This is a genomic window from Mycolicibacterium sphagni (assembly GCF_002250655.1).
Lineage (GTDB): Bacteria > Actinomycetota > Actinomycetes > Mycobacteriales > Mycobacteriaceae > Mycobacterium > Mycobacterium sphagni.
Genome location: NZ_NOZR01000004.1, coordinates 59,969 through 74,285 on the forward strand (window position 1 = coordinate 59,969; position 14,317 = coordinate 74,285).

11 protein-coding genes are annotated in these 14,317 nt (G+C 67.2%); 6 read left to right on the forward strand and 5 right to left on the reverse strand.

Annotation, left to right across the window (positions count from 1 at the left end; translation table 11 throughout):
• Window positions 1-13: 13 nt before the first annotated feature.
• Together CG716_RS06100 and CG716_RS06105 are read left to right on the forward strand one after the other, a co-directional pair.
• Window positions 14-1,201 carry a CoA transferase gene (locus CG716_RS06100; RefSeq protein ID WP_094477492.1) on the forward strand — a complete coding sequence of 396 codons (1,188 nt, stop codon included), beginning with the start codon at window positions 14-16 and terminating at the stop codon, window positions 1,199-1,201.
• The gene (locus CG716_RS06105) at window positions 1,195-2,493 is read left to right on the forward strand and encodes an amidohydrolase family protein (RefSeq protein ID WP_094477494.1); all 1,299 of its coding nucleotides are present in this window, start codon (window positions 1,195-1,197) and stop codon (window positions 2,491-2,493) included. Before CG716_RS06100 ends, CG716_RS06105 begins: the two co-directional genes overlap by 7 nt.
• On the opposite strand, the gene CG716_RS06110 is transcribed toward CG716_RS06105, so the two are convergent.
• From CG716_RS06110 to CG716_RS06125, 4 genes are all read right to left on the reverse strand, one after another.
• Entirely contained in the window at window positions 2,490-3,845 is a 1,356-nt protein-coding gene (locus CG716_RS06110) for an HNH endonuclease signature motif containing protein (protein WP_094477496.1), read from the reverse strand. The genes CG716_RS06105 and CG716_RS06110 overlap by 4 nt on opposite strands.
• An 88-nt stretch (window positions 3,846-3,933) precedes the next feature.
• Window positions 3,934-5,097: an acyl-CoA dehydrogenase family protein gene (locus tag CG716_RS06115; protein ID WP_094477498.1), complete on the reverse strand. Its 1,164-nt coding sequence runs from the start codon at window positions 5,095-5,097 to the stop codon at window positions 3,934-3,936.
• Window positions 5,094-6,200 (reverse strand): acyl-CoA dehydrogenase family protein, encoded by a 1,107-nt coding sequence (locus CG716_RS06120; protein WP_234817724.1) that lies wholly within the window; start codon window positions 6,198-6,200, stop codon window positions 5,094-5,096. The genes CG716_RS06115 and CG716_RS06120 overlap by 4 nt, the downstream gene beginning before the upstream one ends.
• A complete protein-coding gene (locus CG716_RS06125; RefSeq protein WP_094477500.1) occupies window positions 6,201-7,088 on the reverse strand; it encodes an alpha/beta hydrolase in 888 nt (295 codons plus the stop codon).
• A 132-nt stretch (window positions 7,089-7,220) separates the two neighbouring features.
• Here CG716_RS06125 and CG716_RS06130 point away from each other — a divergent pair, with 132 nt between their 5' ends.
• Window positions 7,221-9,164 (forward strand): flavin-containing monooxygenase, encoded by a 1,944-nt coding sequence (locus CG716_RS06130; protein ID WP_094477501.1) that lies wholly within the window; start codon window positions 7,221-7,223, stop codon window positions 9,162-9,164.
• 9 nt (window positions 9,165-9,173) lie between these two features.
• A complete protein-coding gene (locus tag CG716_RS06135) occupies window positions 9,174-10,199 on the forward strand; it encodes a zinc-binding dehydrogenase (protein ID WP_094477503.1) in 1,026 nt (341 codons plus the stop codon).
• 27 nt (window positions 10,200-10,226) lie between these two features.
• Here the strand turns inward: CG716_RS06135 and CG716_RS06140 are convergent, their stop codons facing one another.
• Window positions 10,227-11,864: an amidohydrolase gene (locus CG716_RS06140; protein WP_094477505.1), complete on the reverse strand. Its 1,638-nt coding sequence runs from the start codon at window positions 11,862-11,864 to the stop codon at window positions 10,227-10,229.
• Window positions 11,865-11,944: 80 nt separating this feature from the next.
• Here CG716_RS06140 and CG716_RS06145 point away from each other — a divergent pair, with 80 nt between their 5' ends.
• Both CG716_RS06145 and CG716_RS06150 read left to right on the forward strand, forming a co-directional pair.
• Complete coding sequence (locus tag CG716_RS06145; protein WP_094477507.1) at window positions 11,945-12,931, forward strand: glycoside hydrolase family 6 protein; 987 nt, start codon at window positions 11,945-11,947, stop codon at window positions 12,929-12,931.
• A 143-nt stretch (window positions 12,932-13,074) separates the two neighbouring features.
• Window positions 13,075-14,271, forward strand: coding sequence for an alpha/beta hydrolase (locus tag CG716_RS06150; protein WP_094477509.1), 1,197 nt, complete (start codon window positions 13,075-13,077; stop codon window positions 14,269-14,271).
• Window positions 14,272-14,317: the final 46 nt, after the last annotated feature.

Consider the following 14,317-nt stretch of genomic DNA (forward strand, 5'->3'; position numbering starts at 1 on the left):
GGATAATGGACACGTGCACAGCGACGGTGGCGACTGGGCGGGCAGCGGCCTGGCCTGGTTGACCGGGCTGTCCGACGGTCCGCCTGACCACTCGCGCGCGGCCGTGCTCGCCCGTGCCGAGACCGTCGCTACCGACCTCGCCACTCTTCTGGGCGTGCAGGTCGATGCCGTCACCACATTGACCGGCCGGGCCGCTCAGCTCGGTCTGCAGCGGCGAGGCCGGATCTCCGCCGGCGGCGCCACCCGGCTGATGCCGACGCGGGACGGCTGGTGCGCCCTGACTCTCTCGCGCCCCGATGACATCGCGGCCGTCGCCGCCCTGGTCGAAACCAACTCCGTGCCCGACGACCCCTGGCCATCGATCGCGGACTGGGCTGCCCAGCGAAGCGGTGACGATGTCGTCGACCGGGCCGCACTGCTGGGCCTGCCCGGTGCCCGCCTCGGCGAGGCGACGGCCCAGTCACCCCTCGTCCGGCCCTCCGAGCGGCGGGGCGCACCCCGAACGGCGGCGGGTCTGCTGGTGGCCGACCTGTCGTCGATGTGGGCCGGACCGCTGTGCAGCCAGATCCTGGCGACCGGCGGTGCCACCGTCGTCAAGGTCGAGAGCCCGACCCGCCCGGACGGAACGAGGGCCGGCAGTCAGGCTTTCTACGACCGGATCAACCACGGAAAGCTCTCCTATTCCCTCGATTTCGACCGGGACGACCCGCGGCTGCGGGCATTGCTGATGGCCGCCGACGTCGTCATCGAGGGTGTGCGCCCCGGGGTGCTGGCGCGGCGCGGATTGAGCCCCGAAACGATTCCCGGCCCCGAGGGCAGGGTGTGGCTGCGGATCAGCGGGCACGGGCCGGACTCACCGCGCGTTGCCTTCGGTGACGACGCCGCGGTAGCCGGTGGGCTTGTGGGCACCAGCAGCAGCGGCCCCGTCTTCTGCGGCGACGCCATCGCCGATCCGCTCACCGGATTGGAATCGGCACTGGCCGTGGCCCATTCGCTGCGCGCAGGCGGCGGCGAGACGATCGACGTGTCGATGGCGCGGGTCGCCGCGAGCTATGCGCTGCTGCCCACTGAGCCGTCCTCGTCACCCACAACAGCCGCGCCACCCATGCCGCCCCCGCCGGCCCCGACCGCGGCCGCACTCGGCGCCGACAATGATGCGGTGGACGCCATTGTCGCGCAGAGGAATTCGGTGCCGTGCTGATCCGTCGGGCTCAGTTGCTGGACGGTCGAACCGTCGACATCCGGTTGACGGACCACATCGACGAGGTCGCCGCATCGCTTGCCCCGCGGCGTGCCGAGACAGTATTCGACGCCGCGGGCGGCACCGTCATACCGGGCTTGCACGATCACCACGTGCATCTGCGGGCGGCCGCGGCCGCACTGGATTCCGTTCATGTCGGGCCCACGACGGTACGCAGCCGCGCCGACCTTGCCGACGTACTGGCCGCGGCGCCGGTCGGCATCGACGGTTGGATCCGCGCGGTCGGCTACCACGAATCCGCGGCAGGACCACTGGACCGCGCCACACTCGACGACCTGAAAGACGCGGTGCCGGTGCGCGTTCAGCACCGCAGCGGTGTGATGTGGTTCCTGAACTCGGCGGGTCTGGCTGCCGTCGGCTTGCCCACCCACCCCGACGGCAGGTTGCGCAGTTACGAAACCTGGTCGGATGCGGTCGCACGGCGCGACATCTCTCTGGCCGCGGTCAGTCAACGACTTCTCGGGTATGGCGTCACGGGTGTCACCGACGCCACGCCCGGTCTTGGCGCCGACGAGATCGTCACGCTGACAGAGGAACACCGGCACGGCGGTCTGCACCAGCGGGTGCACTGGCTGGCGCCGGGAAAGCGGATCCTGCACGACGATTCGCTCGATCTTGACGAGCTGACCGATTGGATCACCCGGCGCCACAGCGAGGGTGGAGCCGTTGCCCTGCACTGCGTGACGGCCAGTCAACTGATCGTCACCCTGGCCGCGCTTCGGGCAGCGGGCACCCGGCCCGGCGACCGGATCGAGCACGCCGCGGTGGTGCCCGACGATTCGATCGCCGAACTGGCCGACATCGGCGTACTGGTGGTGACCCAGCCCAACTTCATTGCCGAACGCGGAGACCAGTACCTGGCCGACGTCGACCCCGCCGATCAACCTGCGCTGTGGCGGTTGGCATCACTGCTGCGGGCCGGCGTGCGGGTCGCACTGTCGACAGATCTTCCGTTCGGCGGCGCCGATCCTTGGGCAGCCATGCGGGCCGCAGTGCGCCGCACCGCCGCAAGCGGTTCGGTTCTCAACGAGAGCGAATGCATCTCGGCAACAACAGCTCTGACAATGTTCACCGGACACCCCGAGCGTCCTGACGTGGCCCGGACAATCGATCCCGGGCAGCCCGGGGACCTATGCGTGCTGAGCGCCGCGCCGGCCGAGGTCCTCGACTCGCTCGACGCGGATTTGGTGACTGCCACCATCGTTGCCGGCCACCTGCACCTCAACAACTAGTCCTTTTCGTCGTCCTTGGGGAGGAGTCGCTCAGGGTGGTGGTAGGTGTTGGTACCGCCGAGGAGCGGCAGGTGCGGTGGTGGGATCCATTCGGTGTCGCCGTTGGAGAGTTTCCGGGTGCGCCAGCCGCCGGTTTCGACGAGTTGGTTGTCGGGTGGACAGGCGAAACCGAGGTCGTCGATGTTGGTGGAACCGCCATCGGACCAGTCTTTGGCTGCGTGATGCACCTGCGCGTTATAGCCGGGAACGCTACAGCCCGGTGCGGTGCAGCCTCGGTCTTTGGCGTGCAACACAATTCGTTGATCAGCTGAGGCGATCCGTTTGGTGCGTCCCAGCCACAGCGTTCGGCCGGTGACCCCGTCGAACAGGGTGAGGTAGTGGTAACTGTGCCGGGCCATGCGGATGACGTCGGTGATGGGCACCACGGTGCCGCCACCGGTCACGCCGTTCCCGACCTTGTCTTGCAGTTCCTGCAACGTGGTGGACACGATCACCGTGACCGGAAGTCCTTTGTGCTGGCCGAGTTTCGGATTACCCAGCGTGGCACGCAACACGGCCATCAGCGCGTCGTTATGGCGTTGCCCCACTGTGCGGGTGTCGGTCTCGACTTGAGCAGGGGCTGGGTCGCCGTCGGTGATGGCGGTTTGATCGGCCGGGTTGCACATGCCCGGGGCCCCGTATTTGGCCAACAACGGCTCCAGATAGGCGCGGCATTCCGGGGTGAGCCACCATCGAGCCTCTGACATCCCGTCAGACTGCTGACGACCCAACACAAAGCTGCGTTTACGGGCCCGATCTTGGTCAGAGAACTCGCCATCGGGATTGATATGCAACGCCAACCGATTCGCCAACCGTCCCAGCTGGTCGGGCCGTAGCAACAGGGCGTGTTCAGCGAGGACGCCTTCAGCCTTCTCCCGCACCGGCACCGGCACATCGAAGGGCAACTCGGCCAAAAAGCGTTGGATCACCCGCACGTGCTCACGATCCAGCCCGCCGTCACGCCAGGCGGCCGCGGTGCCCGGCTGATGCGGCGCCATCGGCTCCCCGGTCAGGCTCATCCGCGGCGCCAGGGGCTCGGTGACCCGGGCCCGGCGTTTGGCTTCGGCGGGGGTGATGCGCAGCCAATCTGCGAGCACCCTATGCGCCGCTCCGCCGAGTTCGCTGACGTCGCGCTGATGCAACTCGTGGCTCAGGTCGTGGCGGATCACGTCATCGTGGCGGGCGTCCTTCTCGCAGCGGGCCGCGATCTCCAACAACTCCATCACCGTGAGCGCGGTCAAATCCAGCTTCGCCAAGGTGGTCCGGGCGGCGTCGATCGCATCCAACGCCTCACCCACCTCAATCGAAAGCATGTTCGAATACTATGCCGACCCACCGACACAACGAGACCTCGAAACCCAACCTGGGGATGAACCCGAGACTGGGGATGAATGCGGCATCTCAAGAACTGGTCGGCAACTCCCGGAACGGCGTACTCCGGTACGGCTCCGGCTCTTTCGGTAGCCCCAGGACCCGTTCGCCGACGATATTGCGCTGGATCTGATCGGTGCCGCCGCCGATGGAGGTGAAGTAGGCGTTGAGCGTACGGAACGTCACCGCGTCACCGACCGGATTGTCCGGGCCGCTCAACATTGTTTCCGGGCCGGCGATCTCGGTCTGCACCTTCGCCGTCTCGTGCAGGATCCGCGACATGGCAATCTTGCCCAGCGCCAGCAAGGTGGCGGCCTCGGCCCGATCGGTGGTGGCCTTGGCCCGCTGGGTGTTCCACCGATTCACCGCCGCGTAGGCGTCGACGCGGGCGATCTCCTGCCGGATGAACGAATCGTCGAGTCTGCCTGCGCGACGGGCCATCTCGACCAGACTGTCGGAGTCGGACTGCGGCTTGCGGGCCGAGCGGGACGTGCGGGCCAGGTCGCCCATCAACCGCCGCTCGTAGGACAGCGCCACCTGCAGCACCGCCCAGCCGCCACCCGGCTCGCCGACCAGGTTCGCATGAGGCACCCTGGCGCCCGAGATGAAGACTTCGTTGAATTCCGACTCGCCCGTGATCTGGTGAATCGGGCGAACCTCGACGCCGGGCTGGCGCATCGGGAACATGAAGAAGCTGATTCCGTTGTGCTTGGGCACATCCCAGTCGGTCCTGGCCACCAGCAGGCCGTAATCGGCGGTCTTGGCGAATGACGTCCACACCTTCTGGCCGTCGATCACCCACTCGTCGCCGTCGCGCTCGGCGCGGGTGCGCAACCCGGCCAGATCCGATCCCGCGCCGGGCTCGGAGTACAGCAGGCACCACTTGCTCTCACCACGGATCGACGTCGGGATCAGCCGGTGCTTCTGCTCGTCGGTACCCAGATCGTGCAGCGTGCAGGCGAACAGGTTGGCCCGGTCGTGCCCCGTGCCCGGCGCGCCGACCACGCCGAATTCTGCTGCCACGATTCGTGATTGCGGATCGGTGAGCCCGCGTCCCCACCAATGCGGTTCCCAGCTCGGCACGGCCCAGCCGGCGTCGAACACCAGCTGCGCCCAGTGCCCGCGGTCGAGTCCGGCGTCCCAGTTCTCGGTCAGCCACTGCCGGACCTCGTCGCGCACCTCGTCGTCGGTCACGGCTGAGCCTCCCGCAGTCGCACGTAGCGTTCTCGATGCCAGGCCGGGTCGCCCAACAACTCGGCGTCGGCTCTGGCCCGCCGCAGATACAGGTGCGCGGGGTGCTCCCAGGTGAAGCCGATGCCGCCGTGCACCTGGATGTTGTTGGCCGCGATCGTGACGAAGGCCTCAGAGCAATATGACTGTGCCGCAGCTAGATCCAACGTCCACGAGGTGTCATCGGCGTCGAACGCAGCGGCGACATGGCGAGCCGCCGACACCGACGATTCGGCGTCCAGCAGCATGTCGGCACACATGTGCTTGACTGCCTGAAAGCTCCCGATCGCCCGGCCGAACTGGAACCGGTTCTTGGCGTAGTCGGCTGCCATCCGCATTGCGTGCATCGCGCCGCCGGCCTGCTCGCCCAGCAGAGCCACGGATGCGGCGTCCAGCGCACGATCCACTGCATCGGCCCCGGCTTTCAAGTCGCCCACCGGCCGGCCGGGGGTGTTCCGCAATACGAGCCGGCCGAGTTTGCGGGTCTGGTCGACTGTCGACAACGCGCTGATCTCCAGGCCTGGCGCGTCGGGTTCGACGGCGAAGACCGCGTTCCCGGCCAGCACATAGAAACGCCCAGCGACGGTCGCGTCCAGCACGTAGGTCTTGGTGCCCGACAACTGCCACTCGAAACCGGCCGCGCGCGCCACGGTGCCGGCCGTACGAGGCGGCCGCGCCGACCCCGGCTCGGCGAACGCCACCGTCGCGAGAAACTCGCCCGCGGCGATGCGCGGCAGCACATCGGCCTGTTCCTTGGCATCGCCGAGGGCCAGCAGCAGCTGCGTGGTCAGAACCGCGGTCGACAAGTACGGCGCGCACAGCAGCGCCCGGCCCATGGCCTCCATCACCACGCCCACCTCGGCCGCACCTGCACCCGATCCGCCGAACGCCTCGGGGATCGCCAGGCCGAGCAGACCCATCGCCGCGAGCTCGGCCCAGACCGCGGGGTCGTACCCGGTGTCGGTGGCCATCAGACGGCGCACCTCGGCCTCGGGGGAGCGCTTGGCCATCAGGTCGGCGACCGCCTCGGCCAGGTCCCGCTGCTCGGTGGTCAGCGCCGCGGACACTCAGTCTCCGAAGCTTTGGCGCAGGCTGTCGCACTGGCTGTAGAAGAACGCCTTGGAAATATCGGCATCGGCCACGATCCCGTCGAAACCGTGGAACGCGCCGGGTACCACGTGCACATGGCACGGCACGCCCGCCGCGTTCAGCCGCTCGGCGTAGGCGAGGTCTTCGTCGTGGAACAAATCCAGCGTGCCGACGCCGAGCCAGGCGGGCGGCAGCCCGGCGAGATCAGTACGCCGGGCGGGCACCGCCACCTGCGGATCGGCGTCGCCCAGATAGGCCTTCCAGCCGAACTGGTTACTGGCGGCATTCCACAGCCGGTGCCCCGGGTTGTAGAGATGGCTGCCCACGCTGCGGTCGTCGATCATCGGATAGACCAGGACCTGAAAGACGGGTTTCACGCCGTCGCGGTCACGGCTCAGGAATGCCAGCGCGGCGCAGAGGCCACCGCCGGCGCTTGCTCCGCCGATCGCGATCCGGTCGGCGTCGACGCCGGGCAGCCTGGCCAGCCACTGCAGCGCGGTGTAGCAGTCCTCCACCGGCGCGGGGTACGGATTCTCGGGGGCGAGGCGGTAGTCGACGGAGGCCACCGTGATGCCCAGTTCCTTGACGAACTTGCGGCATAGCAGGTCATCCTGGGCGGCCGAGCCGATCAGGTAGCCGCCGCCATGGATCCACAGCAGGGCCGGGGTCGTGGTGGCCGCTCCGGCGGGCCGGTACAGACGGATCCCGATCCCCGACTCCAGCGTCAGCACGTCGACGTTGTCTGTTCTGGCTCGCTGGAACGCGGTCAGCCGCCGGATGACAGGCAGCGTCAACGGGGTGATCAGCTTGCGGGGGGTGAACCGCGCGGCTTTGCGCAGTTCGGGATTGATGTCAGTGGTCGCCACGCTGCCCAGTATGGCAACCCGGGATCCCGTTAGGACAGGACCTTGATCCGCGACGGTGCCGACAGTATCGTGATGGCGGCTATTACGGAACTACGCGTAGCGTAATTGCCGATCGGTGAGAGGACACGGGCAATGTCGACCAATCCCTATGCGGGGCAACCATTCACGTCCTCCGACGACGAGATCGCTGCCGCATTGGAGCAGGTCAGCATCCCGACTCTGTTGCTGTCGCTGGTCCACATCACCGGCGATCCGCGGTTCATCCGCGACTTCCAGCAGGCTGGTGTCTTCCTCAACGAGGTTCAGGGCTTCATGTCCGAGGAGGACAAGGCCAGGGCCCGCGCCGTGGCGCTGCCCGTCATCGCCGACTACCGCGACCGGGGCTGCCCGGGGCCGGTGCCACTGAGTCCCGAACTGATCGCCGAGATGCTCGACTGGGCCGCCTGCGAGCACGTCGACGACGAGTACCGCCCGATGGTTCTGGAGGAGATGGACCTCGAGGATGTCGACCCGCGCCGTCCGGCCGCCCTCGACCCCGCGGCCGCCGCCGACTTCCCGGTCGTGGTGATCGGGTGCGGGGAATCGGGTCTGCTCGCCGGAATCCGCCTGAAACAGGCCAACATCCCGTTCACCATCATCGAGAAGAACGCCGGCCCGGGCGGAACATGGTGGGAGAACAGCTATCCCGGTGCCCGAGTCGACGTTGCCAACCACTTCTACTGCTACAGCTTCGAACCCAGTAACGACTGGTCGCACTATTTCGCCGAGCAGCCCGAACTGCGCGCCTACTTCGAAACCGTGCTGGCCCGACATGAACTCGACGCGGACGTCCGCTGGCAGACCGAAGTGGTTTCGGCGCAATGGAATGACGACGACGGCATCTGGCTGGTGGTCGTGCGCGGCAAGGACGGAACCGAATCCACCATCCAGGCCAAGGCCGTCGTCACCGCGGTGGGTCAGCTGAACCGGCCGCAGCTGCCCGACTTCGAGGGTGCCGAGACCTTCGAGGGACCGGCCTTCCATTCCGCGGCCTGGGATCACTCCGTCGACCTGACCGGCAAGCGGGTGGCGCTGATCGGCGCGGGGGCCAGCGGTTTCCAGATCGCACCGGCGATCGCCGACCGGGTGGAGCATCTGACAGTCTTCCAGCGCACGGCGCAGTGGATGTTCCCCAACCCGATGTACCACGACAGCGTCGATGACGGTGTCCGCTGGGCGATGAATCACCTTCCGTACTACAACCGTTGGTATCGATTCCTGGTGATGTGGCCCGGGGCGGACAAGGGCCTGGAGGCGGCCCGCTCGGATCCGGACTACTCACACCCTGACGACCCGAACTATGCGGTCAGCGAGATCAACGCGATCGCGCGGCTGATGTTCACCGACTGGATCACCACCCAGGTCGGCGACGACCACGATCTGCTGAGCAAGGTGCTGCCCGACTATCCGGCGACCGGTAAACGCACCTTGCAGGACAACGGAACCTGGCTGACGACACTGCGCCGCGGCGACGTCGAGCTGGTGCGCACCCCGATCGAACGCATCACCCCACACGGCGTGGTCACCGCCGACGGAGTGAGCCACGAGGTGGATGTCATCGTGTACGCCACCGGATTCCGCGCCACCGAGGTGCTTTATCCGATGACGATCACCGGCCGCGACGGCGTGGACCTGCGCACCGCATGGGGCGAGCGCCCCGCAGGGTATCTGGGCATCACGGTGCCGGGGTTCCCGAACTTCTTCATGATCTACGGCCCGGGCAACCACCTGGCGCACGGTGGCAGCCTGATCTTCAACTCCGAGCTGCAGATGCGCTACATCAACGACTGCCTGGCCGAAGTAATCAGCAACGGCTGGAACGCAATTGAGCCGACCGTGGACGCCACCGAGGAGTGGCACCGCCGGCATCAGGCCGAGATCGCCACAATGGTGTGGGCGCATCCGTCGATCAAGCATTCGTACTTCAAGAATCCCGACGGCGAGATCCACACCGTCAGCCCGTGGCGACTGCCGGTGTACTGGAATGCGGTACGCAACCCGGAATGGTCGAACTTCGTTGTGACAAAAGGGAAATGAGGAATCGCCATGCGCGCGGTGCTTATCGAGACGCCCGGTTCGGTCCGGGTCGACAACTGGCCTGACCCGGTGCTGCCGGGATCGACCGGCGCCATCGTAAAGGTGACCGCCGCCGCCATCTGCGGCTCGGACCTGCACTTCTATGAAGGCGATTATCCACTGTTCCAGCCGGTGTCGCTGGGGCACGAGGCCATCGGCACCGTCGTCGAGGTCGGTTCGGACGTGCACACCGTGAAGGTCGGCGACCAGGTGATCGTGTCCTCGGTGGCCGGCTGCGGTGCCTGTGCCGGGTGCGCGGCCAAGGACCCGATCCTGTGCACGTCAGGCCCGCAGGTCTTCGGCGCCGGGGTGCTGGGCGGGGCCCAGGCCGAGCTGATGGCCGTTCCGGCCGCCGATTTCCAGCTGCTGAAGATGCCGGAGAACATCAACACCGAGCAGGCGCTGCTGCTCACCGACAACCTGGCCACCGGCTGGTCGGCTGCCCAGCGTGCCGACATCCCACTCGGCGGAACCGCGGTGGTGATCGGCCTCGGCGCGGTCGGCCTTTGTGCCGTGCGCAGTGCGTTGTTCCTCGGTGCGGCAACGGTATTCGCCGTCGATCCGGTCGCCGAGCGGCGGGAACGGGCGGCGAAATTGGGTGCCACGGCGATCGCTCCGGCCGCGGCCCAGGCCGTCATGGAGGCCACCGGCGGGATCGGCGCCGATTCGGTGATCGACGCGGTCGGCAACGACACGACACTGGATGACTCACTGGCCACGGTGCGTCCCGGCGGCACCGTGTCGGTGGTCGGGGTGCACAACCTGAACCCGTACCCGTTCCCCGCGCTCACCGCCCTGCTGCGCAACCTCACCTTCCGGATGACGACGGCACCGGTCCAGAGCACCTGGCCGGCGCTGATCCCGCTGCTGCAGAACGGTCGCCTCGACGTCGACGGGATCTTCACCACGAACCTGTCGCTGGAACAGGCCGCCGAAGGCTACGCGGCCGTCGCCGCGCGGTCAGGTGAGCACGTCAAGGTCCTGCTCACTCCCTGACATGGCAACATCGGTGCGGCCGGACGTCTATGCGCGGTAGACCGTTTCACCTTCTTTGACGGTCTCGACCACCGTGATGTCCTTGATGGCGGCCGGCTCAACTTTCAGTGGATTCTGGTCCAGAACAACGAGATCGGCGAGCTTACCGACTTCCAGTGAACCCTTCTTGTCAGCCTCGCGATATTGACGTGCCGCATTGATCGTGATCGCCTTCAACGCCTCGAGTGGGGTCACCCGCTGGTCGGCGCCGATGGTCGCGCCACTGCGTGAAATCCGGTTGACCGCCGTCCACACCACGAACATCTGATCCAGCGGGGTGACGACGAAGTCGGTGTGGTTGGTCGGCTGCAACCCGAGGTCGATCGCCGCGCGCATGGGGGACAGGAAGTCCGCTTGGGCCTTGCCGCGCAGCCGGACGTGGGCGTCGCCGAAGTAGAACGTGTGTGGTGTGAAGAACGACGGGATGATGCGGTAGTCCACGTAGCGTTGCAACTGGTCCCGGCGGACGAACTGCGAATGCACCATGACAGTGCTGCGGTCCCGGTGGAGGTCGTCGGCGGCCGCGAATTCGTGGGCCGCCAACGCGACATCGATGGCCGCGTCGCCGTTGGCGTGGATGTCCAGAGGCAGGCCGAGGTCGTAAACCTGCTTGAACCAGCCGTTGACGGTGTCCTGCGAGAAGCCGAGCTCACCGCACCAGTTGGCCTGGCCGTCGGGCCCGTCGACCAGATACGGCGTCGTGAAGTAAGCGGTGCGGCCCTGTGGTGAACCGTCGAGGGTGACTTTGACCCCACCGAGCTTGACCCGGTTGTGGTAACGGCCGAAAGTTGCCGGCGGATGGTGTTCCAGCACCTCTTCGAGATCGAGGATGAACGGGTAGGCGACCACGTCGATCAGACTGGCCCCACCCTCGGCCGCCCGGTAGATCAACTCGACATCGGCGGCCTTGGTGGCGCCCTCGTGCGCCGTGGTGATACCCGCCGCGGCGTACAGCATCTGGCCGGCCTTGCTCCACGCGATTTCTTGCGACGCTGTCGGCTGGGGCATGGCGGCGAAGATCGGCAGGAACGCGGTTTCCATCACCAGCCCGTCGGGCTCGGTCGAGCCTTCCTTGCGGACAATCACCCCTCCCGGCGGGGTCGGGGTCTCCGCGGTGATGCCGAAGATGCGCATCGCCGCGGAGTTGAGCACCGCACCGTGCATTGAAACGTGGCCTACCAGAACCGGATTGGCAGGAAAGTCAACGTCGAGGTCTTCCTTGTGCAATGTCCGGCCGCCGGGCATCAGGGTGTCGTCGTAGCCGTACGCGATGATCATCTCGCCGGGAGGAACCCGGTGGGCATCCCGAAATGACCTGAGGGCATTGACGATTGTTCCGACATCGGAGCCCGGCCCGGCCGGTGGTGCGAAGACGTTGACCTGGTTGGCGACGCTCAGTGAGTTGATGTAGTGACTGTGTGGATCCAGGAAGCCCGGCAGCAACGTCGCCCCGTCGAGGTCGACCACCCGGGTCGCCGGTCCCCGGTGCGCCGCCAGCACCTCATCGTGATCTCCCACCGCGGTGATGTGCCCGTCGCGCACAGCCAGCGCTGACGCCCAGGGGTTGTGGTCGTCGATGGTGACGAGGTCGCCACCGGTGTAGATGAGGTCCGCTCCAGCGAGCATCCCGGCCTCCTTACAGAGTCACTGGAGTTTAGGCCCGCAACTGGCGCCAATTGCTTCGCGGCGCTACTTTCTGTCCGGTGATGTCCTCAGCTGTTGGCGCAATCGCGCGCCTGATCGCTCCCGTTATGACGGTTGCGGTGGTCGCCGGCATGGTCCTGTCCGCCGATCCGGTACGGACAGGCCCTTTGCGCCTGGTCGACGACGCGGCCCCGGCCGGCGGATCCCCGTTTTACGTCGACCCGAACTCGGCGGCCATGCGTGCTTCGCACGCCGACCCCGACAACCCCGAGCTGGCGTACATCGCGAACACACCGCAGGCGTACTGGATCGACAACCTGGTCCCGGGCGCCGCGGTCAGCCGGTACCTGACCGGCGCGTGGGCGGCCGGCGCGCAGCCGATGCTGGCCATCTATTCGCTCCCGCACCGCGACTGCGGCAGCTTCGCCTCGGGTGGTTTCGGCTCGGGCGACGCCTACCGTAGCTGGATTGACGGCGTCTCGAACCAGCTGGGCGTCGGGCCGGTGACGATCATCCTCGAACCCGATGCCCTCGATATGGCTGACTGCCTGTCGAGCGATGCGCGAAAGGAGCGCTTCGACCTGATCCGCTATGCGGTCGACGCGCTGAACCGCGATCCGAACGCCGCGGTGTACATCGACGCCGGGCACTCGCGCTGGCTGAGCGCCGAGGAGATCTCCAACCGGCTCAACCAGGTCGGGATCGACCGGGCTCGGGGATTCAGCCTCAACACCTCGAACTTCTTGACCACCGATGAGGAAATCGGTTACGGCGAAGCGGTTTCGGGGATGACGGGCGGCAAGCCGTACGTCATCGACACCTCGCGCAACGGCAACGGGCCGGCCGCGGGCGATATGTATTGGTGCAATCCCAGTGGCCGGGCTTTGGGCGTGCAGCCCACCACCGCCACCGGCAATGGTCACATCGACGCCTTCCTGTGGGTCAAGCGTCCCGGTGACTCCGACGGCTCGTGTGATCAGGGAGATCCCGGGCCGGGGCATTTTGTGAATCAGTTCGCCATCGATCTGGCCCGTAACGCTGGTCACTGACGCGCCTTATTGACGCGTGCGGGCAAACGTCGTCGTCGGCGGCATGCCTTGGAGCGCGGCGGGTCTGGCCCCGCTCCAGCAAAGCAGTGCACATTCCGAAGAAATTGTCGTTTCGCGCTGCGCAGCCGGGGTACGCTCGCGCAATGACGGTACGACCGTGGACGACAGCCCGCTGGCTCATGCAGGCCGGCCCCGCTGACTACCTGTTGGCGATGAGCGTGGCCTCTGCGCAGCTGCCGATTGTCGGCAAGCATCTCGAGCCGCTGGGCGCCGCGACCGCAATGAGTGTTTGGGGCGCGCGGCAGATGCCCGAACTCGTCGGAGCGGCCGCCCGCTCGTGGCTGAGCCCGAATGCGGGCGAGGTGCGCAAGACTCAGCGAGAAAGCACCCGCGCGGTGTCCGAAGCCGGACTGCGCGGTGTCGTGGCGCCCGAGGATCTGCAGATCGAGTGGCCGGCGCCGGAGCGGACGCCACCGGTGCTGAATGCCTTGGAGCACCGCAAGCATCTCTATCGCTCGTCGGTCCGCTACGGCGACGACCCCGCGCAACTGCTCGACGTCTGGCGGCTCAAAGATCTGCCCGCCGAGCCCGCCCCGGTGCTGGTGTTCCTGCCGGGTGGGGCCTGGGTGCACGGCAGCCGGATCCTGCAGGGCTACGCACTGATGTCGCACCTGGCCGCCCAGGGCTGGGTGTGCCTGTCGATCGACTACCGCGTGGCGCCGCATCACCGGTGGCCGAAGCACATCCAGGACGTCAAGGCAGCGATCGCCTGGGCCAGGGCCAACGTGGACCGGTTCGGTGGTGACCGCGATTTCGTTGCCGTTGCCGGGTGTTCGGCCGGCGGCCACCTCGCCGCGCTGGCAGGACTGACCATCGACGACGCCGAGTACCAGGCTCATCTGCCGGAGGGCTCGGACACCGCCGTCGACGCGGTCGTCGGCATCTATGGCCGTTACGACTGGGAGGACCGCTCGACACCGGAGCGCACCCGCTTCGTCGACTTCCTCGAGCGGGTGGTGGTCAACAAGCGCCAGAGCCGCCACGGCGACATCTTCCGCAAGGCCTCGCCGATCGCGCGGATCCATCCCAAGGCGCCACCGTTCCTCGTGGTGCACGGATCCGGTGACAGCGTGATCCCCGTCGCGCAGGCCCAGAGCTTCGTCGAACGGCTGCGTTCGGTGTCCCGCTCGGCGGTCGGCTACGTCGAATTGCCCGGTGCCGGACACGGTTTCGACATGACCGATGGTGCACGCACCGGTTCGGTCGCCACGGCAATCGGATTGTTCCTCAATCAGATTCGCCGCGACCGCGCTCTGATGTCCGACAAAGAGGTGATCTGAGCCGTCCCCGGCGGTATCGTCCCGACTGGGACGGGCAGGGGCGGAG

Excerpts from the sequence above, each read along its gene's own strand:
- CG716_RS06150 (WP_094477509.1), top strand. The coding sequence starts at position 13,075 with ATGACGGTACGACCGTGGACGACAGCCCGCTGGCTCATGCAGGCCGGC.
- CG716_RS06135 (WP_094477503.1), top strand. The coding sequence starts at position 9,174 with ATGCGCGCGGTGCTTATCGAGACGCCCGGTTCGGTCCGGGTCGACAAC.
- CG716_RS06145 (WP_094477507.1), top strand. The coding sequence starts at position 11,945 with ATGTCCTCAGCTGTTGGCGCAATCGCGCGCCTGATCGCTCCCGTTATG.
- CG716_RS06130 (WP_094477501.1), top strand. The coding sequence starts at position 7,221 with ATGTCGACCAATCCCTATGCGGGGCAACCATTCACGTCCTCCGACGAC.
- CG716_RS06110 (WP_094477496.1), bottom strand. The coding sequence starts at position 3,845 with ATGCTTTCGATTGAGGTGGGTGAGGCGTTGGATGCGATCGACGCCGCC.
- CG716_RS06140 (WP_094477505.1), bottom strand. The coding sequence starts at position 11,864 with ATGCTCGCTGGAGCGGACCTCATCTACACCGGTGGCGACCTCGTCACC.